25 protein-coding genes and 1 tRNA gene are annotated in these 24,698 nt (G+C 66.9%); 11 read left to right on the top strand and 15 right to left on the bottom strand.

The features are described 5' to 3' along the window. Positions 1 to 4 precede the first annotated feature (4 nt). On the top strand, positions 5 to 763 hold the full coding sequence (locus QZL87_RS01875; protein WP_295323073.1) for a hypothetical protein: 759 nt from the start codon (positions 5 to 7) through the stop codon (positions 761 to 763). A gap of 319 nt (positions 764 to 1,082) precedes the next feature. Here QZL87_RS01875 and QZL87_RS01870 read toward each other — a convergent pair whose 3' ends face one another. Beyond that, positions 1,083 to 1,544: an Lrp/AsnC family transcriptional regulator gene (locus QZL87_RS01870; protein WP_295323071.1), complete on the bottom strand. Its 462-nt coding sequence runs from the start codon at positions 1,542 to 1,544 to the stop codon at positions 1,083 to 1,085. 141 nt (positions 1,545 to 1,685) lie between these two features. Here QZL87_RS01870 and alr point away from each other — a divergent pair, with 141 nt between their 5' ends. The 3 genes from alr to QZL87_RS01855 are packed head-to-tail and all read left to right on the top strand — an operon-like array spanning position 1,686 to position 4,451. After that, complete coding sequence (gene alr / locus QZL87_RS01865) at positions 1,686 to 2,816, top strand: alanine racemase (protein WP_295323069.1); 1,131 nt, start codon at positions 1,686 to 1,688, stop codon at positions 2,814 to 2,816. Beyond that, positions 2,813 to 4,072 (top strand): D-amino acid dehydrogenase, encoded by a 1,260-nt coding sequence (locus tag QZL87_RS01860; RefSeq protein WP_295323067.1) that lies wholly within the window; start codon positions 2,813 to 2,815, stop codon positions 4,070 to 4,072. The genes alr and QZL87_RS01860 overlap by 4 nt, the downstream gene beginning before the upstream one ends. A 34-nt stretch (positions 4,073 to 4,106) precedes the next feature. Next, positions 4,107 to 4,451 (top strand): RidA family protein, encoded by a 345-nt coding sequence (locus tag QZL87_RS01855; RefSeq protein WP_295323064.1) that lies wholly within the window; start codon positions 4,107 to 4,109, stop codon positions 4,449 to 4,451. 33 nt (positions 4,452 to 4,484) lie between these two features. Here QZL87_RS01855 and QZL87_RS01850 read toward each other — a convergent pair. Beyond that, positions 4,485 to 4,561: transfer RNA gene (locus QZL87_RS01850), tRNA-Arg, on the bottom strand. Between the two features lie 70 nt (positions 4,562 to 4,631). Here QZL87_RS01850 and QZL87_RS01845 point away from each other — a divergent pair. After that, entirely contained in the window at positions 4,632 to 5,420 is a 789-nt protein-coding gene (locus tag QZL87_RS01845) for a queuosine precursor transporter (RefSeq protein WP_295323062.1), read from the top strand. A gap of 6 nt (positions 5,421 to 5,426) precedes the next feature. Then, on the top strand, positions 5,427 to 5,801 hold the full coding sequence (locus tag QZL87_RS01840) for a hypothetical protein (protein WP_295323059.1): 375 nt from the start codon (positions 5,427 to 5,429) through the stop codon (positions 5,799 to 5,801). A 123-nt stretch (positions 5,802 to 5,924) separates the two neighbouring features. Here the strand turns inward: QZL87_RS01840 and purQ are convergent, their stop codons facing one another. Both purQ and purS read right to left on the bottom strand, forming a co-directional pair. Further along, positions 5,925 to 6,590, bottom strand: coding sequence for a phosphoribosylformylglycinamidine synthase subunit PurQ (gene purQ, locus QZL87_RS01835; protein ID WP_295323056.1), 666 nt, complete (start codon positions 6,588 to 6,590; stop codon positions 5,925 to 5,927). A 13-nt stretch (positions 6,591 to 6,603) separates the two neighbouring features. Continuing rightward, a complete protein-coding gene (purS, locus tag QZL87_RS01830; RefSeq protein ID WP_295323054.1) occupies positions 6,604 to 6,834 on the bottom strand; it encodes a phosphoribosylformylglycinamidine synthase subunit PurS in 231 nt (76 codons plus the stop codon). A 206-nt stretch (positions 6,835 to 7,040) separates the two neighbouring features. On the opposite strand from purS, the gene QZL87_RS01825 reads away from it, so the two are divergent. From QZL87_RS01825 to QZL87_RS01810, 4 genes are all read left to right on the top strand, one after another. Then, positions 7,041 to 7,214: a (2Fe-2S)-binding protein gene (locus QZL87_RS01825; RefSeq protein ID WP_295323051.1), complete on the top strand. Its 174-nt coding sequence runs from the start codon at positions 7,041 to 7,043 to the stop codon at positions 7,212 to 7,214. Positions 7,215 to 7,314: 100 nt separating this feature from the next. Next, the gene (gene bfr, locus QZL87_RS01820) at positions 7,315 to 7,797 is read left to right on the top strand and encodes a bacterioferritin (protein WP_295323048.1); all 483 of its coding nucleotides are present in this window, start codon (positions 7,315 to 7,317) and stop codon (positions 7,795 to 7,797) included. A 424-nt stretch (positions 7,798 to 8,221) separates the two neighbouring features. After that, positions 8,222 to 8,641, top strand: a complete 420-nt coding sequence (locus QZL87_RS01815; RefSeq protein ID WP_295323046.1) for an addiction module antidote protein — start codon at positions 8,222 to 8,224, stop codon at positions 8,639 to 8,641. Between the two features lie 441 nt (positions 8,642 to 9,082). Further along, positions 9,083 to 10,684 carry an ABC-F family ATP-binding cassette domain-containing protein gene (locus tag QZL87_RS01810; RefSeq protein WP_295323043.1) on the top strand — a complete coding sequence of 534 codons (1,602 nt, stop codon included), beginning with the start codon at positions 9,083 to 9,085 and terminating at the stop codon, positions 10,682 to 10,684. A gap of 31 nt (positions 10,685 to 10,715) precedes the next feature. Here the strand turns inward: QZL87_RS01810 and QZL87_RS01805 are convergent, their stop codons facing one another. The 4 genes from QZL87_RS01805 to argH all read right to left on the bottom strand — a co-directional run bounded on the left by QZL87_RS01805 (position 10,716) and on the right by argH (position 14,708). Next, entirely contained in the window at positions 10,716 to 11,495 is a 780-nt protein-coding gene (locus QZL87_RS01805; protein ID WP_295323040.1) for a bifunctional precorrin-2 dehydrogenase/sirohydrochlorin ferrochelatase, read from the bottom strand. Positions 11,496 to 11,657: 162 nt separating this feature from the next. After that, positions 11,658 to 12,923, bottom strand: coding sequence for a diaminopimelate decarboxylase (gene lysA, locus QZL87_RS01800; RefSeq protein ID WP_295323038.1), 1,266 nt, complete (start codon positions 12,921 to 12,923; stop codon positions 11,658 to 11,660). A gap of 130 nt (positions 12,924 to 13,053) precedes the next feature. Further along, positions 13,054 to 13,284, bottom strand: a complete 231-nt coding sequence (locus QZL87_RS01795) for a hypothetical protein (RefSeq protein WP_295327118.1) — start codon at positions 13,282 to 13,284, stop codon at positions 13,054 to 13,056. Positions 13,285 to 13,298: 14 nt separating this feature from the next. Beyond that, the gene (argH, locus tag QZL87_RS01790) at positions 13,299 to 14,708 is read right to left on the bottom strand and encodes an argininosuccinate lyase (protein ID WP_295323037.1); all 1,410 of its coding nucleotides are present in this window, start codon (positions 14,706 to 14,708) and stop codon (positions 13,299 to 13,301) included. A gap of 157 nt (positions 14,709 to 14,865) precedes the next feature. Here argH and QZL87_RS01785 point away from each other — a divergent pair, with 157 nt between their 5' ends. Beyond that, on the top strand, positions 14,866 to 15,297 hold the full coding sequence (locus QZL87_RS01785) for a TlpA disulfide reductase family protein (protein ID WP_362988327.1): 432 nt from the start codon (positions 14,866 to 14,868) through the stop codon (positions 15,295 to 15,297). Positions 15,298 to 15,511: 214 nt separating this feature from the next. On the opposite strand, the gene QZL87_RS01780 is transcribed toward QZL87_RS01785, so the two are convergent. The 7 genes from QZL87_RS01780 to QZL87_RS01750 all read right to left on the bottom strand — a co-directional run bounded on the left by QZL87_RS01780 (position 15,512) and on the right by QZL87_RS01750 (position 24,594). Further along, positions 15,512 to 15,850 carry a hypothetical protein gene (locus tag QZL87_RS01780; protein ID WP_295323035.1) on the bottom strand — a complete coding sequence of 113 codons (339 nt, stop codon included), beginning with the start codon at positions 15,848 to 15,850 and terminating at the stop codon, positions 15,512 to 15,514. A 117-nt stretch (positions 15,851 to 15,967) separates the two neighbouring features. Next, entirely contained in the window at positions 15,968 to 16,969 is a 1,002-nt protein-coding gene (locus QZL87_RS01775; RefSeq protein WP_295323034.1) for an NAD(P)H-dependent glycerol-3-phosphate dehydrogenase, read from the bottom strand. A 104-nt stretch (positions 16,970 to 17,073) separates the two neighbouring features. Beyond that, positions 17,074 to 18,012, bottom strand: coding sequence for an alpha/beta fold hydrolase (locus QZL87_RS01770; RefSeq protein ID WP_295323033.1), 939 nt, complete (start codon positions 18,010 to 18,012; stop codon positions 17,074 to 17,076). Positions 18,013 to 18,129: 117 nt separating this feature from the next. Continuing rightward, entirely contained in the window at positions 18,130 to 18,978 is an 849-nt protein-coding gene (locus QZL87_RS01765) for an alpha/beta hydrolase (protein WP_295323032.1), read from the bottom strand. 2 nt (positions 18,979 to 18,980) lie between these two features. Next, the gene (locus tag QZL87_RS01760; protein WP_295323031.1) at positions 18,981 to 20,429 is read right to left on the bottom strand and encodes a DUF3336 domain-containing protein; all 1,449 of its coding nucleotides are present in this window, start codon (positions 20,427 to 20,429) and stop codon (positions 18,981 to 18,983) included. 146 nt (positions 20,430 to 20,575) lie between these two features. Beyond that, a complete protein-coding gene (locus QZL87_RS01755; RefSeq protein WP_295323030.1) occupies positions 20,576 to 22,132 on the bottom strand; it encodes a wax ester/triacylglycerol synthase family O-acyltransferase in 1,557 nt (518 codons plus the stop codon). Positions 22,133 to 22,248: 116 nt separating this feature from the next. Then, on the bottom strand, positions 22,249 to 24,594 hold the full coding sequence (locus tag QZL87_RS01750) for a glycerol-3-phosphate 1-O-acyltransferase (RefSeq protein WP_295323029.1): 2,346 nt from the start codon (positions 24,592 to 24,594) through the stop codon (positions 22,249 to 22,251). Between the last annotated feature and the right edge of the window lie 104 nt (positions 24,595 to 24,698).

The following is a 24,698-nucleotide window of genomic DNA, read 5'->3' as shown; positions in this document are numbered from 1 at the left end:
CGCCATGCGCATTATCGCAGCCATCGCTTTCGCCTGCCTGCCCGCAGCCTCCTTCACTCCCGCGCCGGCGGCCGGGCAGCCGCCGGCAAGCGCGGCGACGGCGCGGGCGGATATCGAGGAACTTCAGCGCCTGTACGCCGAACGGTTCGTCGCGACGCCCTTTCCAGACCTCTACCAGATCGACCGGCCGATTCCCCATTCGCCGCGCGAAACCGCCCCGATCCTGGTCACGCGCGGCGGTGAATACAGCTTCAACAATGGCAAGCTCGGGGCACAGCGCGGCGACAATGGCGCCGCGCTCTCGACGTCCGAATGGGGGGCGCTGATATTGCGATGGCGAAACCATATTCGGTACGGCGACCTGATCCAGCAGGGCGGTAAAGGCCCGCTGCGCATGCTGCTTCTCTCGGCCTATGATTGCCCCTATTCCCGAAAGCTGGAGGCGGCGCTCGGCGCCGCCGGAACGCGCTATGCAATCATCCCGAGCACCATCGGGACGGCGAATAAGCGGCATCTTCCCGACATCTGGTGCAGCCCCGACCGTTCCACGGCGTGGAAACAGGCGATAGCAACCGGAGCCCTTCCCCCGCGCGCGCGGAGCGCATGCCGCTATGACAGCCGGTATTTCGCTACTCTCAGCGGCATGTTCGGCGGGTCGAAACCCACGGCGTTATTTGCCGATGGCACGGTCGTCCGATCGCCCGATCCTGGCTATGTGAAGCGGAAACTCGCCGAACTGGCACGGACAGGAACCGCTTTTTAGCCCGCATCGCGCCGCCGCCGCCGTCGTTCTGAGCGCCAATATCGGCAACGGCCGTATCTATGAGCTCGATGGCGAACGGCTTGCCGCCGAATGGCACCCGATCGACCTCCCGGGCATGGGTGCGAGAAGCCGGTCGGCCGCTTTCGCCCGCTGACCTCTCCGGTTCCATCCCAGACGTTCTCCAGAGCGCCCGTCCGCACTGCTCGCGGGGCGGCCGGGCCCACCGGATCAATCGTCTGATGCGCGGGCGCCCGCCTCGCGGCCAAAAATCCGGCGATCGTCATTTCGTTGTTCGGCCGGACCCGAATGCCGATCCGTCCTAAGTCCCGCGCCTGCCGCGTCCCGGTATGTGGCTGAGCACGCTTCGCATCGCGAGGCTGGAGTGGATGCGGGCCACGCCCGGCAAGCGCGAGAGGATATTCTTGTGAATGGCTTCATAAGCCGCGGCGCTCGCGGCCGAGGCCCGGAGCAGATAATCGGCATCGCCGGTCATCAGGAAACATTCCTCGATTTCGGGATGCTGGCGCACGGCCTCCTCGAACCGGTTGAGATAGGCCTCGGTCTGCCGCTCGAGGCTGATGCGCACGATCGCGATCACGCCGCCCTCCTCCGGCGCCGCGACGATGGCGGTATAACCCCGGATCACCCCGCGCGCCTCGAGATTGCCGACGCGCCGCAGGCAAGCCGAGGGCGACAGCCCCACCTCTGCCGCCAACTGGCTGTTCGGGATGCGGGCGTTGCGGCGCAGCAGCCGCACAATATTCCGGTCTATCGAGTCCATGGCGCAATATCATTCCGTTTATGTCGGTGATTATTGCAAATAGTATCGATCTTCGCCGGATTGGACAACAGTTCAACCGAACATTCGAATGATGTTTGCCTAGAAGCGATGTAGCCGGATGCGCCGGCGGGGATCGAGGACATGGATGAAGGGGGCATAAGCGGCGGACGGCTGCGCATCGACCTGGGCGCCATCGCGGCGAACTACCGGCTGATCGCCGGGCGTGTCGCTCCCGCCGAGGCCGGCGCCGTCGTCAAGGCGAACGCTTACGGGCTCGGCGCCGTAGAAGTGACGCGGGCGCTGCGCGACGCCGGGTGCCGGCTCTTTTTCGTCGCCCATCTGGGCGAGGCGCTGGCGCTGCGCCCGGCGCTGCCCGCCGACCTGCGACTGATCGTGCTCAACGGCTTGCCGCCGGGCGCCGAGGCGCTGTGCGCCGAAGCCCATGTCATCCCGGTCCTCAACTCGCCCGAACAGGCGCGGCGGTGGGCGGAGGCGGCACGAAAGACCGGCAGACGGCTTCCCGCCGCGCTTCAGTTCGACAGCGGCATGGGGCGGCTGGGGATGGCAGCGGAGGATCTGGCGCCGCTGGCGGCCGACGCCCTATTCCTCTCGGCCGTCGATCTCGTCATGGTGATGAGCCACCTCGCCTGCGCCGACACGCCCGAGCATCCCGCCAATCGCGCGCAGCTCGCACGCTTCGAGGCCGCGGCCGCACTGTTCCCTGGCATTCCCCGCGCCCTCGCCAATTCGGGCGGCGCCTTTCTGCCCGCCGGGTTTCACGCCGACATCGTGCGGGCCGGCATCGCGCTCTACGGCGGCGCCCCCAACCGCGACGGCCCCAATCCGATGCAGCCAGTCGTCGGGCTGGAGGCGCGCGTCATCCAGATCCGGACAATCGCGGCGGGCGGCGCGGTCGGCTATGGTCACAGCCATGTCTGCGAACGCGAAAGCCGCATCGCGACGATCGGGGTCGGCTATGCCGACGGATTGCCGCGCTCGCTCGGCAATCGCGGCGCGGCATGGCACGCCGGCGAGCGGCTGCCGATCGTCGGCCGCGTGTCGATGGACAGCATCACGATAGACGTCACCGCCCTCGCGCCGGGCCGCATCGGAGCCGGCGACTGGGTCGAACTGATCGGCCCGCATCAACCGATCGACGCGCTCGCCGACGACGCGGACACCATCTCCTACGAGATGCTGACCAGCCTCGGCGCGCGATATGATCGCAGCTACGTCGATGCGGCGACATGCAATAGGGGAGACACGATATGAAGGTCGCGGTTCTCGGCAGCGGGGTCATCGGCGTCGCGTCGGCCTGGTATCTGGCCGAGGCGGGGCATGACGTCGTCGTGATCGATCGCCAGCCCGGCCCGGCGCTCGAGACGAGCTTCGCCAATGCGGGCGAAATCTCCCCGGGCTATGCCTCGCCCTGGGCCGCGCCGGGCATCCCGCAAAAGGCGATCCGCTGGCTGATGATGCGCCACGCGCCGCTGATCCTCCAGCCGGCGGTCGACCGCGAGATGCTCGGCTGGCTGTTCGCGATGCTGCGCAACTGCACGGAAGCGCGCTATGCGATCAACAAGGCGCGGATGGTGCGGCTCGCCGAATATAGCCGCGACCGGCTTATCGCACTCCGCGCCGATACCGGCATCGCCTATGACGAACGGATGCAGGGAACGCTGCAGCTTTTCCGGACGCAAAAGCAGCTCGACGGCATCGCCAAGGACGTTGCCGTTCTGCGGGCCGGCGGCGTTCCGTTCGAAGTGCTCGATCGCGAAGGCTGCATCGCGGTCGAGCCCGGACTCGCGGCGGCGCGCGAGAAGATCGTCGGCGGCCTCCGTCTTCCGGGCGACGAAACGGGCGACTGCTTCAAATTCACCGGCGCGCTCGCCGCGATGGCCGCCGAACGCGGCGTCCGGTTCCATTATGGCGAAACGATCCGTTCGCTGGCGGTCGAGGGCGGACATGTCGCCGGGATCGAAACCGACCGCGGCCGGATCGTCGCCGATCGCTACGTCCTCGCGCTCGGCAGCCATTCGGCGGGGATGCTGCGGCCGCTGGGCCTGAGGCTGCCCGTCTATCCGGTGAAGGGCTATTCGATCACCGTCCCGATCGTCGACGCGGCGCGCGCGCCCGAATCGACGCTGATGGACGAAAGCTACAAGATCGCGATCACGCGCCTCGGCGAGCGCATTCGCGTCGGGGGAATGGCGGAGATTTCGGGCTATAACAACGCGCTTCCCGAGCGCCGCCGCGCCACGCTCGTCCACTCGCTCACCGACCTGTTCGCGGGCGCAGGCGATGTCGGCGCCGCGAGCTATTGGTCGGGCTTACGCCCCATGACTCCCGACGGTCCGCCCGTCATCGGCGCGACACCTTACGGCAACCTCTTCCTCAATACAGGGCACGGAACGCTCGGCTGGACGATGGCGTGCGGATCGGGCCGGCTGATCGCCGATCTCGTCAGCGGGCGACCGACCGATATCGAGGCTGCGGACCTGTCGATCGCGCGCTATGGCGCCCGTTAGTTCCACCCACTCCATCCAGACGAAAGGAAAAGACATGACCATCACCCGCATCCAGGCCGGCACGCGTATGAGCCAGGCCGTCGTCCACGGCGACACCGTCTATCTTGCCGGTCAGGTCGGTGCGCCGGGCGAAAGCGTCACGAACCAGACGCAGGCGATCCTCGGCCAGATCGAGGCGCTGCTGGCCGAAGCCGGTTCGGAAAAGGCGAAGATTCTGTCCGCGACGATCTGGCTCGCCGACATGGCGGACTTCGCCGAAATGAACGCGGTCTGGGACAAATGGGTCGACGGAAAAGATGCCCCCGCCCGCGCGACCGGCGAGGCCAAACTCGCGACGCCCGACTATAAGGTCGAAATCATCGTCATCGCAGCACGCTGATCCAAAATGGAGCGGGCACGGACGGCCCGGGAATGGCGCGCCCGGCAGGATTCGAACCTGCGGCCACCCGCTTAGAAGGCGGGTGCTCTATCCAGCTGAGCTACGGGCGCGCGGCACGGCTGTGCGGCGCCGCGAATAGCGTGGTTTGCGCGGGCTGCAAAGCAGGTTAAGCAGCGGCCGATGACCGATTCCGACGCGCCCCCCGCCAAACCCGCGCCCGTGAGCGCCGGAAGCATCCGGCATTTTCGCTATTACGACCTCGTCATGGCGGCCTTCGTCGCCGTGCTGCTGCTGTCGAACATCATCGGGGCGTCGAAGCTGTCGATGATCGGCGGGCTGACCTTCGGCGCGGGCATCCTCTTCTTTCCGATCAGCTATGTCATCGGCGACGTGCTGACCGAAGTCTATGGCTATGCCCGCGCGCGGCGGGTGATCTGGACGGGGTTCGCGGCACTGCTGTTCATGGCGGTGATGAGCTGGGTCGTGCTCGCCATGCCTCCGGCGCAGGACTGGTGGTGCAGCGGGGCCGAGACGCTGGTGCTGAAATCGGGCGATGCGCCGGGGCCCGGCGCGGTCTGCCAGCAAAGCTATGAAAGCGTGTTCGGATCGGCGTGGCGCATCGTCCTCGCCTCCGTGGCCGCTTTCTGGGCGGGCGAGTTCGTCAACTCCTATGTCCTTGCGCGGATGAAGCTCGCGACCGAAGGGCGCCACCTGTGGATGCGCACGATCGGCTCGACGATTTTCGGACAGGGCATCGACAGCCTCATCTTCTATCCCATCGCCTTCCTCGGCATCTGGGAAACCGAACAGGTTTTCCTGGTCCTCACGACCAACTGGGCGATGAAGGTCGCGTGGGAGGCGGCGCTGACCCCCGCAACCTATGTCGTCGTCGGCGCGTTGAAGCGCCGCGAAGGTGTCGACGTGTTCGACGAAGGCACCGACTTCAACCCCTTTGGCGCCAAAGTCTGACCGCGCATGACCCTCATTGAAATCGCGTCGCTGTTCGAGGCCCGCAAGCTGTCGGTGCTCGAAGCGACCGGCCTCGGCAAGGATGCGCTCCACATTTATTTCGGCATGACGCTGTTCCTGACGGCGCGCCTCGCGTGGCGTGGCCGCGGCGGATGGGTCGCGGCGTGGCTCGCGGTGCTCGTCATGGCCTGCGGCGGCGAATGGCTCGACCTGACCGCCGAATACAGCCGCTCGACGATCCAGCCCGACGCCGCGCATTGGCACGACATCTGGAACACGATGTTCTGGCCGACGGTGCTGTTGTTCGTCGGGCGCTGGCTGCAACCGCAGCGCGCCGCGCCCGCGGCGGACGCGCCCAATCGCGGACCGATCGAGATTTAGCCTCTGGCGAGTCGAAAATGGTGGTTTTCCGTGACCCGGAGCGCAGCGTGCTTCTGCACGTGAGCACCGGAAGCGCGGAAGGCCGCCATTTGCAGGCCGCCAGAGGCTAAATCTCGATCGGTCCTAGGCGAGGACGCCGAGCGCCGCCTCGAACAGGCGTAGCCCGTCGGTGCCGCCGTGCGCGCGGTCGATCGCGCGTTCGGGGTGCGGCATCATGCCGAGCACATTGCCCGCATCGTTGAGCACGCCGGCGATGCCGCGCGCCGATCCGTTGACCCCGTCCGCATAGCGGAACGCGACGCGCCCCTCGCCCTCGATTCGGTCGAGTGTGCCCTCATCGGCGAAATAATTGCCGTCGTGGTGCGCGACGGGAATATTGATCTCCTCGCCCGCCTTGTAGCCCGCGGTGAACAGCGACTGGCTGTTCTCGACCGTCAGCGGCACGGTGCGGCATACGAAGTTGAGCCCCGCGTTGCGCATCAGCGCGCCCGGGAGCAGCAGCGCCTCGGTCAGCACCTGAAAGCCATTGCACACACCGAGCACCGGCACGCCGCGCCCCGCGGCGTCCGACACCGCGCGCAGGATCGGCGAGCGCGCCGCCATCGCGCCCGAGCGCAGATAGTCGCCATAGGAAAAGCCGCCGGGCAGCGCGATGAAATCAACGCCGTCGGGCAGCTCGCTTTCGCGGTGCCACACCATCGCGGGCGCCCGGCCCGTGACGGTCTCGAGCGCGACCGCCATGTCGCGGTCGCAGTTCGAACCCGGAAAGACGATGACGGCGGTCTTCATGGGCTGGGCTCCTTTACGGGCGTTCGATGCGGTAGTTTTCGATCACCGTGTTGGCGAGCAGCCTGGCGCACATCGCGTCGAGATCGGCGTCGCTCGTGCCGTCGGCGACGTCGAGCTCGATAAAGCGGCCCGCGCGTACGTCGGAAACGCCGCCGAATCCCAGCCCTTCGAGCGCATGATGGATCGCCTTGCCCTGCGGGTCGAGCACCCCCGGCTTGAGCGTCACATAGACATTCACTTTCATGGGGGCGGACCTTTGCTTTGGCGGGCGGGGGAAGATGGGCGCGCCTATGCCCGCGAATCACTTCGGGGGCAAGGGGGAGCGATGGGGCGCGGACGGCGGCCCCGGCCACGAAAATGCGGCCGTTCACATTGCGAACCAGTCGCATCTTTGCTGTTGCGAATCTCTCGCACTATCCCTAAATCAGCATTGTTGAGAAGGATTCGCACATGGTCGTCTGTGTCTGCAACGCAATAAGGGAACGCGATCTGCGCGACGTCGCGCGGAACGGCCAATTGCGGTGCGCCAAGGCGGCCTATGCGCAATTGGGTCGCAAACCCAAGTGCGGACAATGCCTGTCATTCGCTCGCAATATCATCAGCGACGTCGCCGCGACCGCCTGATTTTTCTTGGTTTTCCGCCATTTTTGACCTTGGCCTGATGGGGACTGGGGGCGTATAATGCCGCCACTCCCATCCCAAGAAAAATGACAGGACAGACACCATGAAGGGCGACGAAAAAGTCATCGATTTCCTCAACGAGGCGCTCAAGAACGAGTTGACCGCGATCAACCAGTATTGGCTGCACTATCGCATGCTCGACAATTGGGGCGTCGCGCGCCTCGCGCATTTCGAGCGCGAGGAATCGATCGACGAGATGAAGCACGCCGACAAGCTCGCCGACCGCATCCTTTTCCTCGGCGGCCTCCCCAACTTCCAGCTGCTCGGCCGCCTGCGCGTCGGCGAGACGGTCGAGGAGATCCTCAAGGCCGACCTCGCGATCGAGGAAGAGGCGATCCCGCTGCTCAAGGATGCGATCGCGCATTGTGAAAGCGTGCGCGACTATGTCAGCCGCGACCTGTTCGCCGACATCCTCGAAAGCGAGGAGCATCATGTCGACGAACTCGAAAAGCAGTTCGAGATGATCGAGCGCATGGGCATCGAAAATTACGTCCAGCTCCAGTCGAAGCCCGCTGGCGACGATTGATCAGTGTTGAGACATCTTCAGCCCCTCTCCTTCAGGGGAGGGGGCAACGCAGACTTGGCAGCTTGCTGCCTAGTCGCAGTGGGGTGGGGGCCATCGGCCTTGCGCAACCTCGACAGCCCCCACCCCAACCCCTCCCCTGAAGGGGAGGGGCTTGATGTCCCAAAACCGAACCGACTCCAGGAGAATCGTCGTCGCCCCGCGAAGACGGGGGCGACGTGAAACCTGCGGATTCACGTCGTTTCCAGGGGCGCTTTCGGGCGCCTCTTTTTTTGCTTGTATTTGCGAATAATTCTCAATAGCAAGGTGAGGCAGTCCCCTCCTGCCGGCCGCTGCAACTTCAAGCTGCACTCAAAGCGGCCGGCATCTTTTTCCCGAAGAGACGAAACGGACCGGGAGGCTGCACGGGCCGGGAGAAACGAACCTCATGCAAAGCAGCGAGCTGATCCGCCAACTCACCGAACAGCCGCTGGTGCACGACCTCCCGGTCGAAGCCGCGCAGGCCGTCCTCGCGCTCAGATACTGTATCCTCTGCCGCCGCAGCGAGCGCGATCCGATGCCCGAACTCGAACGCCGCTGGGGCAATATCCTCGCGGCGCGCCGCTATCGCCTCGTCGTCGAGGCGATCGGCCATGTCTGGCCCGAACCCTTCGCCGTCGCCCCGCCCTGCTGCCCGCACGTCAGCTTCGACGAAGCGCTGCTCGCCGCGATCGTCGGTGCCGCCTCGCGCCGCGACCGCGTCCACTTCGACTGGCTGGCCGCCGAAATGCTGGGCAGCGACGCCCGTGAAATGCTGTTCGTCGCCCTCGAAAACTTCATCCGCGCGCGGGCGCCGGGGCCGGTGTGATCGGCGGTTTTGGGGGTGATGAGCCGCCGTTGTGGGGTTGCACTGTTTTCCCCTCCCGCTTGCGGGAGGGGCAGCGAGACTTACAAACTTTGTTCGTTAGTCGCAGCGGGGTGGGCAATTGCACCGCCGCTGCCCACCCCCAGCCCCTCCCGCAAGCGGGAGGGGAGAAGAACGGCCGCAATCGGCCGGTCTCAGACATTCGTCATCCCGGGCTTGATCCGGGATCCATTCTTTCCACCCTCGCGTGAATGGACCCCGGATCAAGTCCGGGGTGACGATGAAACATAGGTCCACTTCCGGCCGAAACCGGTTGTTCCGCGAAGACAAATTTGCATCCGCCCTCCCGTCTCCCTACATTGTCCCCTCAACCGCACCGGAGACTTTTCGCCATGGACAGCAACCTGACCGCAACGCCGCCTCGCCTTGCCCCCAGGAAAGTCCATGCCCATGTCTCCCGTCTCCCCCTCGATCACCATCGCCAACCTCGGCTGGTCCACGCCTGACGGCCGCGCCGTCCTTTCGGATCTCGATCTCCATTTTCAGCGCGAACGCACCGGCCTCGTCGGGCGCAACGGCGTCGGCAAATCGACGCTGCTGCGCCTGCTGACCGGGGAACTTTCGCCCACGAGCGGCAGCATCGCCGTGGGCGGCAGCATCACCATGCTGCGCCAGACGGTGCAGGTCGCGGCGGACGAAAGCATCGCCGACCTGTTCGGCGCGCGCACCGGCCTCGCGCTGCTGCGCAGGGCCGAAGCCGGCGAAGCCAGCGTCGAAGAAATCGGCGATGCCGACTGGACGCTCGAAGCGCGGATCGACGAGGCGCTCGCGAGCGTCGGCCTGCCACTTCCAGCCGACACCCCGCTGACCGCGCTTTCGGGCGGCCAGCGCACCCGCGCCGCGCTCGCCGGCGCGATGTTCGCCGGGCCCGATTTCCTGCTCCTCGACGAACCCACCAACAATCTCGACCGCGAGGGCCGCGAGGCCGTGCGCACCCTCCTCGCCGGCTGGCGCGGCGGCGCGATCGTCGTCAGCCATGACCGCGAACTGCTCGAAGGAATGGACGCGATCGTCGAACTCACCCCGCTCGGCGCCACGCGCTATGGCGGCGGCTGGAGCGCCTATCGCGCGCGCAAGGAGATCGAGCAGGCGGCGGTCGCAGCCGAGCTCGCGGACGCCGAGAAGGAACTCGGCCGCGTGCGGCGCCAGGCGCAGGTCACCGCCGAGCGGCAGGCGCGCCGCGACGCCGGCGGCCGGCGCAAGGCGGCGCGGGGCGACGAGCCCGCGATCCTGCTCGGGACGCTCAAGCGCCGCGCCGAAGAAAGCGTCGGTGCGAACCGCCGCCTTGCCGAACGCCAGCGCACCGACGCCGAGCAGGCGCGCGAAGCGGCGCGCGGCAAGATCGAGGTCGTCGACCCGCTGTCGGTCGGCCTGCCTTCGACCGGCCTGCCCGCATCGCGCACGGTCCTCGAACTCGATCGGGTCACCGCCGGCTACACCCCGGACCGGCCGGTCATCGCAGGCCTGTCGCTCACCCTCACCGGTCCCGAACGCGTCGCGATCGCCGGCCCCAACGGCTCGGGCAAATCGACTTTGCTCGCGCTGATCGCCGGAACGCTCGCGCCCTGGTCGGGAACGGTGCGCGTCGGCGTGCCCTTCGCGCTGTTCGACCAGCGGGTCGCCTTGCTCGATCCGGCGCGCTCGATCGCCGACAATTTCCTCATCCTCAATCCCGGGACGACGAACAACCAGTGCCGCGCCGCGCTCGCGCGCTTCCGCTTCCGCGCCGACGCCGCCGACCGCATCGCCGGGACACTCAGCGGCGGCCAGATGCTTCGCGCCGGCCTCGCCTGCGTCCTCGGCACCCCGCACCCGCCGCAATTGCTGATCCTCGACGAGCCCGGAAACCATCTCGACATCGAATCGCTCACCGCCATCGAAACCGGCCTCGCCGCCTATGACGGCGCGCTGCTCGTCGTCAGCCACGACCGGGCGTTTCTGGAGGCGATCGGGGTCGAGCGGGCGCTTGAGTTGGGCCCGGAATAACCCGCGCCGCCTTGGTTTTCGGGCCCAGTCCCTATGGAATCGTCGGCATGTCGAGCCAGATCGTCAGGCCCGGGGGCGGATCGGCAGGCGGCGCATCGGAGACATGGCGCGCGGCGTCGGCGCGCGCGCGATCGAGGATCGCCGGCGCGACGGCCGCCGGATGGAAGACATGATCGGCCTCGCCGAGCAGACGCGCGGCGCGCAGACTGAGGTCGTCGGGATCGGCGCTCGTCAGGCGGATGGTTTCGAGGCGCGACGGCGAAGCGGGCGTTTCGTCCGCGAGCCAGTCCTCCACCGCCTCCGCCGCATCGCCGTCAAGCGGATCGAGCGCGCCGCCCGGCGCGAGCGCGGCGTCGATCGCGCGGCGGCGACCCGCGGCGTCGGGCCAGCGCGCGGTCATCGCGCCGCGCGCGGTGTGGAGCGCCGAAGCGAGCGCGCCGAGGCGTGACGGCAGCAGGGCTTCGATGCGCTGGCGGATCGCTTTCGCGAGCCCCGCCGACGCGCCGCCCGTGCCGATGGCGATCGTCACCGGCGCACGGTCGACGATCGCGGGGGTGGTGAAGTCGCAAAGGGCCGGACGGTCGACGACATTGACGAGCAGCCCGCGCGCGCGCAGTTCCTCGGCGGCGGCGCGCGCTTCGCCTTCGTCGTCGAGCGCGACGAAGGCGATCGTCGCGCCCTCCTCCCACGCCGCGACGATCCGGCCGCCGGCGCGGACGATCAGCCGCGCCTTGGCGTCCGCCGCCGCCCCCTTCCCGACCAGCACGACCGTGCGACCGGCGAGGTTCAGGAAGATAGGGAACTGGTGCATGACGATGTTCTTAGAGCATGGACGGCCACTTAAAAAGCGGTGCGCACCCGCGAAGGCGGGTGTCCATCACCAGCCGCCTGATCTCGCGCCGTCCGGTGATGGGTCCCCGCCTTCGCGGGGACACAGGGGTATTCGGCCGATCTGATTGGGCCCGATCGACTCCTAGTCGATCCAATCCGGCACGCGCTCGGCGGCCATGATCGTGCCCGCGGCGATGCGGTCGGCGACGACGACATAGCGGTCGCCGTCGACGAGCACCTCGGGAACGAGGCTGCGGCTGTTGTAGGTCGACGCCATCGTCGCGCCATAGGCCCCTGCGCTGCGGAAGATTGCGAGGTCGCCCGATTCGACCTTGTCGATCAGCCGGTCGCGCGCGAAGGTGTCGCCGGTTTCGCAGACCGGGCCGACGACCGAGGCGGTCATCGTCTCGCCCGACGGCTTCACCGCGGCGAAATCATGCCAGGCGTCATAGAGCGCGGGCCTGGCAAGATCGTTCATCGCTGCGTCGACGATCACAAAGGGGTGGTTTGCGCCGGGCTTGACCCACAAAACTTCCGTCAGCAGCACCCCCGAATTGCCCGCGATGACGCGGCCGGGCTCGAACATCAGCGTGACGTCCCAATCGCGGGTGACCCGCGCGACCATCGCGCCATAGTCGGCGGGCGACGGCGGAAGGATATTGTCGCCCGCGCGATAGGGCACGCCGAGCCCGCCGCCCAGGTCGACATGGGTGATGCTGTGCCCCGCGGCTCGAAGGTCGGCGACGAGCTGGCCGACGCGCTTGAACGCCGCCTCGAACGGGGCGAGGCTGGTGAGCTGGCTGCCGATATGAACCGCGATGCCGCGCAGGTTGAGCCCGGGCAGCGCCGACAGGCGGGCGAAGATGTCGGGCGCGGCGTCGATGCCGACGCCGAACTTATTCTCGGCCTTGCCGGTCGAAATCTTGGCATGCGTGCCCGCATCGACGTCGGGATTGACGCGCAACACCGCGGGTGCGGTCATGTCCTTGCGCGCGGCGATTTCGGCAAGCGCGACGCCCTCGGGCTCATGTTCGATGTTGAACTGGCCGATGCCGCGATCGAGCCCCTGCGCGAGCTCTGCGCGCGTCTTTCCGACGCCCGAAAAGACGATGTCTTCGGCCGCAATGCCCGCGGCGAGCGCGCGTTCGAGCTCGCCGCCCGAGACGACGTCGGCGCCATAGCCCTGCCGCGCGAGCACGCGCAGCACGCCGAGATTGGGGTTGCTCTTGATCGCGAAGGCGATGTGCTTCTTCGGAATATCCTTCAGCGCGTCGCGAAACACCTGCGCATGGCGCTCGAGCGTCGCGCGCGAATAGACATAGACGGGGGTGCCGATTTCCTCGGCGATCCGCGGCAGCGGAATATCTTCGGCGTGCATCACGCCGTCACGAAGTTCAAAATGGTCCACAAACAGATCCTAATATATGCGCCGTTCGCCCTGAGCTTGTCGAAGGGCCGTCCTGTCCTCTTTCGCGTTCAGAAAATACGGTGCTTCGACAGGCTCAGCACGAACGGAAACAGGAGGGTAGCCTTTGGACTCAGCCCGGCGGGGGCAAGTCGAAATCGTCGGTTTCGCGTTGTTCAGACCGTTTGAGAAGTTCGTCGCTGCGCGCGGGCCGGGCCTGCGCGTCAGGCGTCGTAAGCTCCTCCGTGGTCGGGGCGCGGGTCGCGCCGACGGGAACGACCGGGGCGGGCTGGCCCGCCACCGGCTTCAGATCCTGCTTGCTGCCGCACGCGCCGAGCAGCGCGGTCGCGGCGAGTGTCGCCATGACGAGGTGGTTCTTCACCGTAAATTCGTCCCTTCGAGCGCCGCGCGGGCCGCGGCGACGGCCTGCCTTACCCGTTCGGGCGCGGTGCCGCCATAGCTCATGCGACTGGCGACCGACGCTTCGACGGTCAGCGCAGCGAGCACGTCGGGCGTGATCGCCGCATGGATCGCGGCGGCGTCGGCCGCGGGCAGCGCCGACAGTTCGACGCCGAGTTCCTCGGCGCGCTTCACGCAGGCGCCGACGACATGATGCGCCTCGCGGAACGGCAGGCCGTTTTCGCGCACCAGCCAGTCGGCGAGATCGGTCGCGGTCGAATAGCCCGAAGCGGCGAGCGCGCGCATGCGGTCGGTGCGAAAGGTCAGCGTTTCGACCATGCCGGTCATCGCGGCGAGCGACAGCGCGAGCGCATCGAAGGCGCCGAACACCGTCTCCTTGTCGTCTTGCAGATCCTTCGAATAAGTGAGCGGCAGCCCCTTCACGATCACCGCCAGCCGCTGGAACGCGCCGAGCAGCATCCCCGCGCGCCCGCGCACCAGTTCGGCGGCGTCGGGGTTGCGCTTTTGCGGCATGATCGAGCTGCCGGTCGACCAGGCGTCGGGCAAAGCCACGAAACCGAAAGGCTGGCTCGCCCAGATCACCACCTCTTCGGCAAGACGCGACAGGTGGATCGCGGCGATCGACGCCGAGGCGCAGAATTCGAGCGCGAAGTCGCGGTCCGAGACCGCGTCGATGCTGTTCGCCATCGGGCGGTCGAAGCCGAGCGCCGATGCCGTCGCGTCGCGATCGAGCGGAAAGCTGGTGCCCGCGAGCGCCGCGGCGCCGAGCGGCGATTCGTTCAGGCGGCGGCGCGCATCGGCGAAACGCGAGCGGTCGCGGGCGAACATTTCGACATAGGCGAGCAGGTGATGGCCGAGCGTCACCGGCTGCGCGACCTGCAGGTGCGTGAAGCCCGGCATGATGCTGTCGGCATGTTCGTCGGCGCGCGTCAGCAGCGCCGCCTGGATCGCCTTCAGCCCCGCATCGATGCGTTCGCACGCGGTGCGCGTCCACAGGCGGAAATCGGTCGCGACCTGATCGTTGCGCGAACGCGCGGTGTGGAGCCGCCCGGCGGCTTCACCCACCAGCTCCTTCAGGCGCGATTCCACGGTCATGTGGATGTCTTCGAGCGCGAGGTCGACCGGAACGCCGGTCGCCGCGAACTCGTCGGCGATCTGAGCAAGGCCCCGGTCGATCACCACGGCGTCCTCGGCGGCGATGATTCCGGTCGCGCCGAGCATCGCGGCATGCGCGCGGCTGGCGATGATATCTTCTTCCCACAGGCGCTTGTCGACGGGGATCGATGCGTTAATCTCTTGCATGATCGCCGCGGGTCCGCCACCGAAGCGGCCGCCCCACATGCTGTTGCTGTCCGGAGTATTCGCCATCCGCCGCGTCCCGAATCCGTCCCTTGCGATCCTTGGCCTTCTTCTGGCCGGATCAATCGCGGGCTGCGATAGGGAAAAGGCAAGCGGCGGGCAAGCGGCGCAAGGCCAAGCAAATGTTTCGGCGGGCCAAGCGAAGGGCGTCGGCCAGTTCGAATATGTGATCGACCGGAGCCACAAGGGGACGGCGGCGCCCACCGCGACGTTTCGCGGTCCCGACGATGCGCCAGTGACGCTGGCGTCGTTCCGCGGGCGTCCGCTGCTCGTCAACCTGTGGGCGACCTGGTGCGCGCCATGCGTCGCCGAAATGCCGACGCTCGACGCGCTCGCGGCGAAGAATGGCGAAGCGATGAGCGTGATCGCGGTCGCGCAGGACCTGCAGGGCGCGGCGGTGGTCGATCCCTGGTTCCAGAAAGCGGGGCTCAAGGCGCTCCAGCCCTATATCGATCCCGAAAACGGCCTGCTCGACGCCGCGAACAGCGCGCTGCCGACGAGCATCTATTACGACGCCGAGGGCCGCGAAATCTGGCGCGTGATCGGCGCGATCGACTGGCAGGGCAAGGAAGCGCAAGCCTTGCTCGAAGAAATCTGATCCTCCCCGTCGCGCAGCGATGGGGAGGTGGCAGCGGCGCAGCCGCTGACGGAGGGGCCGATAGCGCGACGGCGCGGCCCCTCCACCACCCTTCGGGCGGTCCCCCTCCTCACGGCTTCGCCGCAGGGAGGATTATGACGCAAAGAAAGGGCGGGTGCCCCATGACACCCGCCCTTCCCTGCGACCCGAGCAGGGCTCGGGGAAATCGGAGGCGTTAGCCGCCGACCGTGACGCGGCCGACGCGATAGCCCTTCCCTCGCATTTCCTTCACATAATCCTTGTCGGCGTCGACGACCTCGACGGTCCATTCGTCCCAGGCGTCCCAGCGGTCTTCGCGGTCGGTCGCATGGCGAAGGTCGCTGTTGAGCTCCTTCTCCGCCTCGAGGATGTCGGCTTGGTAATTATACCAATATTGGTTCACGATGCCCGCGATCGGTTCGGCGCGAATCTGCGGCGCGTCGAAGCCCGGGGGCATCGCATGATAGGGAACGGCGGCCACCGCGGCCGTCGCGGGGAGAGCGGCGAGCATCGCCAGAGTCGTCCATTTTTTCATTTTTCGTCTCCTTCTGGACCCGTTGGACAGGAGAGAAACGAAGGAGCGGCGCCTTTTATTCCCAGCTCGACGATGATTCGGCACGTTTCGCGGTAGAATCATCGGTATCAACGGATTTCAGCCGGGATGCGCCTCGTCGCCGACGCTCGATTTGAGGAGGCCGCGGAAGACGTCGAGCGCGGTGCGCCGGCCCTGCGTCACGTCAAACACGTCGCGCGCGATCGGCATGTCGAGACCATATTTGTCAGCGAGCGCCATCACCGTCGGCGCGCTCTTCACGCCTTCGGCGACCATGTTCATGCCCGCGATGATCGCGTCGATCGGTCGCCCCTTGCCGAGTTCGACCCCGACATGGCGATTGCGCGACAAGGGGCTGGTGCAGGTCGCGATCAGGTCGCCCATACCGGTGAGCCCGGCGAAGGTCTCTGGCCGTCCGCCCATCGCGACGCCGAGCCGCGTGATCTCGGCGAGCCCACGCGTCATCAGCCCGGCGCGCGTGTTGTCGCCCGCGCCGAGCCCGTCGCCCATGCCGACCGCGATCGCGACGATATTCTTGAGCACTCCGCCGAGCTCGCAGCCCAAGAGGTCGGTGTTGGTGTAGACGCGGAACAGCCCCGAGTGGAATATCGGCTGGAGCGCGCGGACGACGATCTCGTCCTCCATCGACAGCACGCTCGCCGCCGCCTGTCCGGTCATGATCTCGCGCGCGAGATTGGGTCCGGTGAGCACGCCGACGGGGTGGCCGGGCAGCACCTCCTCGATCAGCTCGGTCATCCGCTTGCCCGAGGCGAGTTCGAGACCTTTGGTGAGGCTGATCACCGGCACCCACGGGCGCAGATGATTACGCGCCTCCTCCAGCACACTGCGGAAGCTGTGCGAAGGAACGCCCATGACGAGCACGTCGGCGCCCGCGACCACTTCGGCCATGTCGTTCGTCGCGCGGAGCGCCGAAGGCAGCTTGATGCCGGGCAGATATTTGCGGTTCTCGCCGGCGCGGTTGATGCTCTCGACCGTTTCGGCATCGCGCGCCCAGAGCGCGATCGGCGCGTTGCGCGACACCACCGCCGCGACCGTCGTTCCCCAACTGCCCCCGCCGAGCAGCCCCACTTTGAGGCGCATATCGCTCTCCCCCTGTTTCGAGGGAGAGTGGCGGGGGATTTTAGGGTTGGCAAGGCTTCGCACGATACCGTCGCCCCCGCGCAGGCGGGGGCGACGGGGGCAGGTCAGCCAAGGCCGGCAAGAAAGTCCTTCATCACCGCGGCCGTCGCCTTTGGATCCTCGATCATCGGGACATGGCCGACATGCTCGAAGATGTGGCTGCGGCTGCCCGCGATGCCCGCTTCGAGAACCGGCACGCAGCTGACGTCGATCAGCTTGTCGTGGCGCCCCCAGATGATCAGCGTCGGCACCTTCACCTCGCCGAGCCGCCCGTTGAGCGGATGGTCGCGCCCCTCGGTCGCGATCGTCCAGAAAATGCCGTCGAGCTGGTCGCGATAGCGGAGCGCGTCGGCATAAAGAACGGGCTTCAGCCGCGCCGGGATATGGGGCGGCTTGTGGACGACCATCGCCACCAGCCGGTCGGCATCGGCCAGATTGGCAAGGACGAGCGGGTTGTAATCCTCGTTCGCCGCCTGTTTCTGCAGGTCGCTTTCATTCGCGCCGTTGACCCCGGCATTGTTGAGCAGGATCAGGCTGGCGAGCGCATCCGGATAGTCGATCGCATAGCGCAGCGCGATCCAGCCGCCCATGCTGTTGCCGCCGACATGCGGGCGGCGGAGCCCGAGCGCGTCGGCGAACGCCTTCAATCGCGCGGTCTGCGCCTGCAGGTCGTAGGCGAGGTCGGGATTGCGTTCATTCTCGCCGAACCCCGGCAGGTCGGGGGCGATGACATGATAGTCCCGCGTGAGGTAGGGCGCGATCATCGACCAGTTATCCTTGTCGCCCGCGAAGCCGTGGACGAGCAGCAGCAGCGGCTTCGCGGGATCGCCGCCCTCCAGATAGGGCCAGTCGCGGCCGTCGACGGCGACGCTTTTCTGCACCATCCCGCCGCGCTTGCGCAGCGCCCAGCGGCCGAAGGCGACGAGGCGCCCGGGAAAAATGAAATAGAGCAGCGCCAGCGCGATCAGCGGGGCGAAGAGGAGGATGAGGAGGATTTTCGTCATCGGCAGAGCTTCCCTCTCAGTCCGTTCGTATCGAGCGAAGTCGAGACACCCATCGACCTTGCGCCGCCCCGATATGTGTCTCGACTTCGCTCGACACGAGCGGAATCCGAGTTCGCTTCAGTCTTCGACATGCGCGTCGAACCAGCCGACCAGGTCGCCCAGCACCGCATCGCGTTCGGGCTCGTTATAGATTTCGTGGAACAGGCCCGGATAGATTTCGAGGCGCTTGTCCTGCGACGCGACATTGGCGAACAGATAGCGCGATCCCGCGGGCGCGGTGAGGCGGTCGGCTTCGCCGTGCTGGATCAGGATCGGCAGGCGGATTTTCGGCGCGTCGGCCTGCGCGACCGCCATCGCGTCCATGAATTCCTTGCCCAATCGCGCACCGATCTTGCCGTCATAGACGAGCGGATCGGCCTTATAGGCCTCGACGACCGCGGGGTCGCGGCTGACGCCATTGGCATCGAGAGACAGGACGCCGAGGCGCGGGAAGAAGCGCGAGAGGAAGCGGCTGATCCAGACGGTGAAGCGCGACGGTGGCTCGGCCGGCAGGATCGCGGGGCCCGAAAGCGCCGCGGCGACGAACGCCTGCTGGCGCTCGATCAGGAACAAGGTCGCGATCAGCCCGCCCATGCTGTGACCGAGAAGCAGGCGCGGCGTGTCGCCATGGTTGATCTCGACGAGCGTGAGCAGTTCGGCCATGCCGTCGAGAAAGACCGAGAAGCGGGGCACATAGCCGCCCTCGCCGTCCGACGCGCCATGGCCCCAATGATCGACGGCGTAGACGGCATAGCCGGCGCCGGTCAGCCGCTTCGCGACATGGGCATAGCGCCCTGCATGTTCGGCATAGCCGTGGGCGAGCAGCACCACGGCGCGCGGCGGTCCTGCGGGGAGCCAGTGCGTGACGTGGAGCGCCGCACCCGCCCCTGCCGATCCATGCGGCAGAACGAGCGCGCCGGTAGCCATGATCAGCGCACCGCCTTCTTGAGCGCGGCGCTGCGATGGCCCGGGCCGTCGTCCCCCGCCTTGTCTATTTTCGCCAATATCGCTTCGAGCGCGCGGCTGATCGCGGTCTGCGTGCGCACCATCTCGATCTTGGGCCAGGCGGTGCGCATGCCCGTATCGATCAGCTCGTCGATGTCATCCTGCGCGAGGTCCGAGAGGATCTTGGCCGGCGACCAGAATTTGGGCGGGCGGATGATGTTGATGTCGCCGGTATAGTCCTGATTGATCACCGAGCGCGCGAGATTGGCGACGCTGTTGAGCGGCGGGATCAGCTCGAGCGGCTTCTGGAAGATCACCATATTGGCGTTGAGCCACGCCTTGAAGGTCGCCATCGACGCATGCTGGATCGCCTCGATCGGCGCCATCTGCTTGCGCGTGTCGGTCGCGAAGGGCAGCGCGATCGGGTTCGCCTGGCTGACGATATGATGATTGACGCCATAGAGGCGTTCGAGGCGCTTGGCCGGAATGTCGTGCGTCACCGATCCGTCGACCCAGCGCCGGTCGGGCTGATAGGGGACGCGGTTGCCGTCGTCGTCGCGCGCCATCAGCATCACCGGCGGGAACACGCCGGGCACCGCGCACGAGGCGAGCACCGCCTCGCGGATCAGCACATTGGGCGCGGTGATCGCATTGAGGAGCCGGCCGTTCTGATGCTTTTCGGCGGGCGCGACCGAGACGTTGAGATGGCGCCCGCTGATTTCATATGCCTCCTGAAAGGTCAGATCGGGGATCAGCTCGGCGTGGCGCTCGCGCACCGCGTCGGGGGCAAGGCGGCGCCCTTCGGGGTCGCGGTCGGGGTTGGCGAGCCGCTCGCTCTCGAGGAAGGCGCCGATGTCGCCGTCCTTGCGCGTGCAGACGATCGCGGCGACGATCGACCCGCCGCTCGCGCCCGACATGATCGCGGGCAGCACGCCTTCGGACCAGAGCGCCTTAACCACGCCGATGTGAAAGAAGAGGAAGCTGCCCGAACCCGAGAGCAGCAGCGCCGAGCGGCCGTAGCAATGCTGGGCGCGGCGGAAGAAGTCGCGCTTTTCCTCGCGGCCGATGCTGCGCGCGGCGGCGATCTTGTCCAGCGAGGCGACGACCTCGGCGACATAATCCTCGATCAGCTTTTTCGTGCCGAAGCGCGCCTTCTGGTACAGCCGCTCGTGCCCCATGCCGTCGATATTGCCATGGATGCCCTCGTTGAGGACGAAGAGCAGTCCCTTGACGTCGTTCGCGGCGGACAGCTTGCGGAGTTTTTCGAGCCGCGCGCGGATCGCCCTATGGTCGAAATGCTCGCTCTCGTCGGCGTCGCGCCACGCCTGCAATCCCGATTTCTTGTCATGTTCGCGGGCAGCTTTGGACCATGCGGCATAGTCGGGCGCGGTCGCAAGATCGCGGTCGGCGCTGAGCGTCGGGGTGAAGAGCATTCGGTGGTCCTGCGAGAGCATCGTTATTTTCTCGATTCTTGCGGCTTACGTTGCCTTTGGCAACTGTTTTGACGCAGCCCCTTACCCTCGTCACCCCGGACTTGATCCGGGGTCCCGCTCGGCGGCGGTGAAAGCGGGACCCCGGATCAAGTCCGGAGTGACGAAGAGGAAAGCTTTTTCTTTCCTTTTATCGTCGCCTTCGGTTTCGCCTTGGGCTTGCTTGCAGCTTTGGACCGCACCTTGGGCTTCGCCGCCGCTTTCGGCTTCGCCGTAGCGGCTTTGGCCTTCTCCGCCTTCGGCACCGCCGCCATCAGGTCGGCGAAACTTTCGTCGATGCACTCGCGGAAAAAGGCGATGTCGGGCATGATCGAGCGTTCGCAGACGATCGAAAAGGCGATGCGCCCGTTGTAGCTCGGCGTCGCGACGAACAGCCCCATATTGTTCGCGAGCGGCGCCATGCCGTGCTGCTGCACGAGCTGCGCACCCGCGAGATAGAGCGGCACCTGCGCGCCCGGAACGTTCGAGATGAAGAGGTTGGTGCCGCGCACCGCGAACCGCTCGCTGGTGACGAGCCGCGCGACCGCGGCCATCGTCGCGCCGGGAATATGCTGCGACAGGTCGGTCATGATCCGCGCGCTGACCCCGGCCTTGGCCTCCTTCGCCTCGACCGTATAGTCGCGCACCGCCGCGAGCCGGTCGAGCGGGTCCGCGATGTCGGTACGCACCGGCACACTCATCGCCGAGACCTGGTTGCCGGGCGTCGACGCCTTTCCTCCCTTGCCGCGCAAATTGATCGGCGCGACCGCGACGAGGCTCTCCTTCGGCAGTTCCTTGTGCTTCGAAAGATATTTGCGCAGCGCGCCGCCGACGGTGGTCAGCACGACGTCGTTGACCGTCGCGCCGGGCACCTTCTTCCGGATTTCGGCCACGTCGGCGAGCGCGACGGTGGTCGCGTCGAACATCTTGTGCGGGCCGACGGGGACGTTGAAGCGCGTTTCGGGGACGCCCGCCGCCATCCCGCCCTCGGCGATCGATTTGCGCGCCGAAGCGACGATCGCGGGCGACATCTTCATCAGCGCGTTCATGAACTTGACCGGCGACTGCATCGAAGCCGACCAGGCGCGCGCGATGGTTTCGGTGCTCGACGGCGCCGTGCCCAGCTCCTCGACCGGCGGCGGCTCGGCGATCGCCGGCGTGCCCTGCGCGTCGATGTCGCTCATCGCGATGAAAGCGTGCGCGCCCGACGCGCCGTCGACCGCGGCGTGATGGACGCGGTGGAGCATCGCGAAGCTGCCCTTGGGAATGCCCGGAATCCGGTCGAGCCCCTCGATGATATAAATGTCCCAGAGCGGCCGGTTCATGTCCATCGGCTTCGAGAACCAGCGCGCGACCGCGATGCAGAATTGCCGCCAGTCGCCCGGTTCGGGCAACCGCGCGTGGCTCATATGCGCCTCGATGTCGAAATGCTCGTCCTCGACCCAATAGGGATGGTCCATGTCGAAAGGCAGCCGGTGCAGGCGGCGCTTGAACAGCGGCGAGGTGTCGACGCGGCTTTCGACGTGGCGGATGATGTCCTTGAAGCGCACGAAACCGCTCGGCGCGGTCGAAGGGTCGTAGATATAGACGCCCATGATGTGCGTCAGATTGTTCGCGGTCTGCGTGTAGAGGAACTGGGCGTCCTGCGCGCTGAGCTGTTTGAGCATTTGGACCTATCCACTGAAACCAAAAAACATCTCGTCATTCCCGCGGAAGCGGGAACCCAGCGAACTGCCGTTGCAACTGGGTTCCCGCTTTCGCGGGAATGACGAAGGAAGGAAAGTCACGCCCGCTCTCCTGAACCCTGCAATCGATCCGCCAGCGCCACGGTCGAAAGCCGCATCGCCTCCATCACATTGGCGAGGCCGCGCAGTTCGGCGAGCAGCGCGCGGCGCGCGGCGAGAATTTCCGGCGTCGCTTTGCCGGCGAGCCCCATGTGACGCATCAGCGACAGGCCGTTCGCGAAAAGCAATTTGCCGATCGCCGCCTCGCTGCTGATCCGGCGTAGCAAATACGCCTGCCGCCCCTCGACGAGCGCCGCATCGAGCAGCGCCTTTTCATCGACCGTCTCGCCGGGCTGCGCGCGCGCGAGCTGTTCGGCGACGACCGAATAGGCCTCCGTGAACGGAAGCAGGATCGCATGGCCGACGACGGGCTGACAGCGACGGAGCAATTGCGCGATACCGCGGTCGCCGCTCGCGAGGCGGCGGTCCCACACCGGGTCGATGCGCGTCAGCTCGGTCTCGATCGCCGCGCGGTGCTCGTCGCGCGGCGGATAGAAGAATTCGAACTTGAACAGGTCGCGGAGGCGGTCGATCTTCGCCCAGAAAGCTGCGGTTGCGTCGCCCTTGTCGGCGTCGCGCAGTTCGAACAGCGCAAGCTCGATCATCGCGCGATCCAGGAAATGATGCGCGATGATGTTGCGGTAGTAACTCGCCATCGGGTGCTTGGCGGGGTCGATTGAATAGACATTCTCTTGGCCCGCCTCGTAGCGCGTCAGCAGCCCGCTCGCGACGAGCGTATCGACGGTGGCCGACAGCGCGGCATCGTCGCCGCTTTCGAGTTCCCTGCTGAGCCTGATGCCGCGCGCCTGCGCCCAGCCGGTGACGGCGCCGATCGCGCCGAGCAGCTCGGCCGAGGTCGCACCGCGCGGCGCCATGCCGAGCAGGATCAGGCACATCACCGAAGTGACGGTGAGCGGCGTCACGCGGTTCGCCTCGACCGCGACCGCGAAGGCGATCCTTTCGAGCGCGCGCCGGTCGTCCGGGCCCGGCGCCGCGTCGATGACGACGGGCTCGCCGATGTCGAGACGAATGCGGCCCGACGGCTCCTTCAGGCTCTTCATATAGCCGATGAACCACGACAGGCTTTCGGGCTTCTTGTTCCGTCCCGTCTGTTCGGCAGCATATTCCTCGACGTCGCGGATCAGGTCGAAGCTGGTGACGAAGGGCACGAAATGGACGCCGCGCGTCCCGGTCGCATGCGCCGCGTCGAGCACATATTTCATCAGGCCATATTTGGGCGGCATCAGCTTGCCGAGGCGCGAGCGCGTCCCCTCGAACGCCCAGGAGAGCGGGAAACGCTTGGCGAGAAGCCAGGCGATATAATGGCGCAGCACCAGCTTGTAGACCGGCTGGTCCTGAAAGCTCCGCCGGATGAAGATCATCCCCGAGCGGCGGAAAAATTCGCCCATGATCGCGAAGTCGAGGTTCGCCCCGCCGAAGCTGTGGAGCATCGGCAGGTCGCTCTCATAGGCGAGGCGGCTCGGCGTCGCGCCGTCGATATAGGTCTTGTGCGTGAAGAGGATGCAGGTCGGATGTTCGCGCAGGACGGCGCGCAGCTTCGCGAGCTCGGCGGCGTCGATTTCCATGCCGGGCGCGTAGCCGCCGAACATCATGCGGTCGAGCCGGGCGCGCAGGTCGAGGAAGAGCGCCGACGGCCGCGCAATGACTTCCTTCATCAGCGGCCGTGCTTCGCGGAACAGGTCGGCGACCGGACGCCCCGTCTTCTCCGAAAGCTCGGCGAGCGCGGTGCGGAATTTGGGGCTGGTGCGCAAGCTGTCGGCGACGAAGCGCGGCACCTTGTATCGCGTTCCCCGGATGCCGCGTTCGGCGACGTCGAGCGCGAGCGCCGCCTGCCGCGCGACGAAGCCCGCGAATTCGGGGCTGTCGGCGCCCTCGCCGTCGCCGCCTCCGGTCTGCGCGCAGAAGCGTGTCCTGAGCGCGTCGAGTGTCGCCGCCTCGCCGACCAATATCTGCGCGCGGCGCCGGTCGCGGAGCAGGATCAGCCGCGACCGCAGCGGCCCCGGATGCCGCGGATCGCCGAAGATGAGGTGGCGAAACTTGAGCGCGCGACCCTTGTCGAAACCCGGGATACGCCACGCGACGCGCAGCGGCACGACGAGCCGCGAGGACGTATCGCCGAGCCGCGCCTGCAGCGCCTCGACGGGCAACGCATGGTCGCCGTCCTCGATGTCGAGGCTTGCCCAGGCGGGCGTGTCGTCGCCCGAAGTCGCGTGGATCCAGTCGAGCAGGATTCGCCGCTCGACCCCGCCCCGCGCATCGATGATGTAAAGCCGGTCGGCCGCCTGCTCCGCCATGATCAGGGTGCGGGGCGTGCCGTCGGCCACCGCTTATACTCCCTCCGTCATTGCGAGCGAAGCGAAGCAATCCAGGGTTGAGCAGACCGCTCTGGATTGCTTCGCTTCGCTCGCAATGACGATGTGGAACATGC

This window comes from uncultured Sphingopyxis sp. (assembly GCF_900078365.1).
In the GTDB taxonomy this organism is placed as follows: Bacteria; Pseudomonadota; Alphaproteobacteria; order Sphingomonadales; family Sphingomonadaceae; genus Sphingopyxis.
The sequence above is the reverse complement of the archived record's forward strand: the minus strand, read 5'-3'. Positions and strand labels throughout refer to the sequence as shown.

Excerpts from the sequence above, each read along its gene's own strand:
- QZL87_RS01765 (WP_295323032.1), bottom strand. The coding sequence starts at position 18,978 with ATGGCTACCGGCGCGCTCGTTCTGCCGCATGGATCGGCAGGGGCGGGT.
- purQ (WP_295323056.1), bottom strand. The coding sequence starts at position 6,590 with ATGAAGACCGCCGTCATCGTCTTTCCGGGTTCGAACTGCGACCGCGAC.
- QZL87_RS01875 (WP_295323073.1), top strand. The coding sequence starts at position 5 with ATGCGCATTATCGCAGCCATCGCTTTCGCCTGCCTGCCCGCAGCCTCC.
- QZL87_RS01770 (WP_295323033.1), bottom strand. The coding sequence starts at position 18,012 with ATGACGAAAATCCTCCTCATCCTCCTCTTCGCCCCGCTGATCGCGCTG.
- bfr (WP_295323048.1), top strand. The coding sequence starts at position 7,315 with ATGAAGGGCGACGAAAAAGTCATCGATTTCCTCAACGAGGCGCTCAAG.
- QZL87_RS01840 (WP_295323059.1), top strand. The coding sequence starts at position 5,427 with ATGACCCTCATTGAAATCGCGTCGCTGTTCGAGGCCCGCAAGCTGTCG.
- QZL87_RS01825 (WP_295323051.1), top strand. The coding sequence starts at position 7,041 with ATGGTCGTCTGTGTCTGCAACGCAATAAGGGAACGCGATCTGCGCGAC.
- QZL87_RS01860 (WP_295323067.1), top strand. The coding sequence starts at position 2,813 with ATGAAGGTCGCGGTTCTCGGCAGCGGGGTCATCGGCGTCGCGTCGGCC.
- QZL87_RS01775 (WP_295323034.1), bottom strand. The coding sequence starts at position 16,969 with ATGCGCCTCAAAGTGGGGCTGCTCGGCGGGGGCAGTTGGGGAACGACG.
- QZL87_RS01760 (WP_295323031.1), bottom strand. The coding sequence starts at position 20,429 with ATGCTCTTCACCCCGACGCTCAGCGCCGACCGCGATCTTGCGACCGCG.
- QZL87_RS01810 (WP_295323043.1), top strand. The coding sequence starts at position 9,083 with ATGCCCATGTCTCCCGTCTCCCCCTCGATCACCATCGCCAACCTCGGC.
- argH (WP_295323037.1), bottom strand. The coding sequence starts at position 14,708 with ATGGCGAATACTCCGGACAGCAACAGCATGTGGGGCGGCCGCTTCGGT.
- QZL87_RS01845 (WP_295323062.1), top strand. The coding sequence starts at position 4,632 with ATGACCGATTCCGACGCGCCCCCCGCCAAACCCGCGCCCGTGAGCGCC.
- QZL87_RS01870 (WP_295323071.1), bottom strand. The coding sequence starts at position 1,544 with ATGGACTCGATAGACCGGAATATTGTGCGGCTGCTGCGCCGCAACGCC.
- QZL87_RS01780 (WP_295323035.1), bottom strand. The coding sequence starts at position 15,850 with ATGAAAAAATGGACGACTCTGGCGATGCTCGCCGCTCTCCCCGCGACG.
- QZL87_RS01815 (WP_295323046.1), top strand. The coding sequence starts at position 8,222 with ATGCAAAGCAGCGAGCTGATCCGCCAACTCACCGAACAGCCGCTGGTG.
- QZL87_RS01755 (WP_295323030.1), bottom strand. The coding sequence starts at position 22,132 with ATGCTCAAACAGCTCAGCGCGCAGGACGCCCAGTTCCTCTACACGCAG.
- QZL87_RS01805 (WP_295323040.1), bottom strand. The coding sequence starts at position 11,495 with ATGCACCAGTTCCCTATCTTCCTGAACCTCGCCGGTCGCACGGTCGTG.
- alr (WP_295323069.1), top strand. The coding sequence starts at position 1,686 with ATGGATGAAGGGGGCATAAGCGGCGGACGGCTGCGCATCGACCTGGGC.
- QZL87_RS01795 (WP_295327118.1), bottom strand. The coding sequence starts at position 13,284 with ATGGCGACACTCGCCGCGACCGCGCTGCTCGGCGCGTGCGGCAGCAAG.
- QZL87_RS01855 (WP_295323064.1), top strand. The coding sequence starts at position 4,107 with ATGACCATCACCCGCATCCAGGCCGGCACGCGTATGAGCCAGGCCGTC.
- purS (WP_295323054.1), bottom strand. The coding sequence starts at position 6,834 with ATGAAAGTGAATGTCTATGTGACGCTCAAGCCGGGGGTGCTCGACCCG.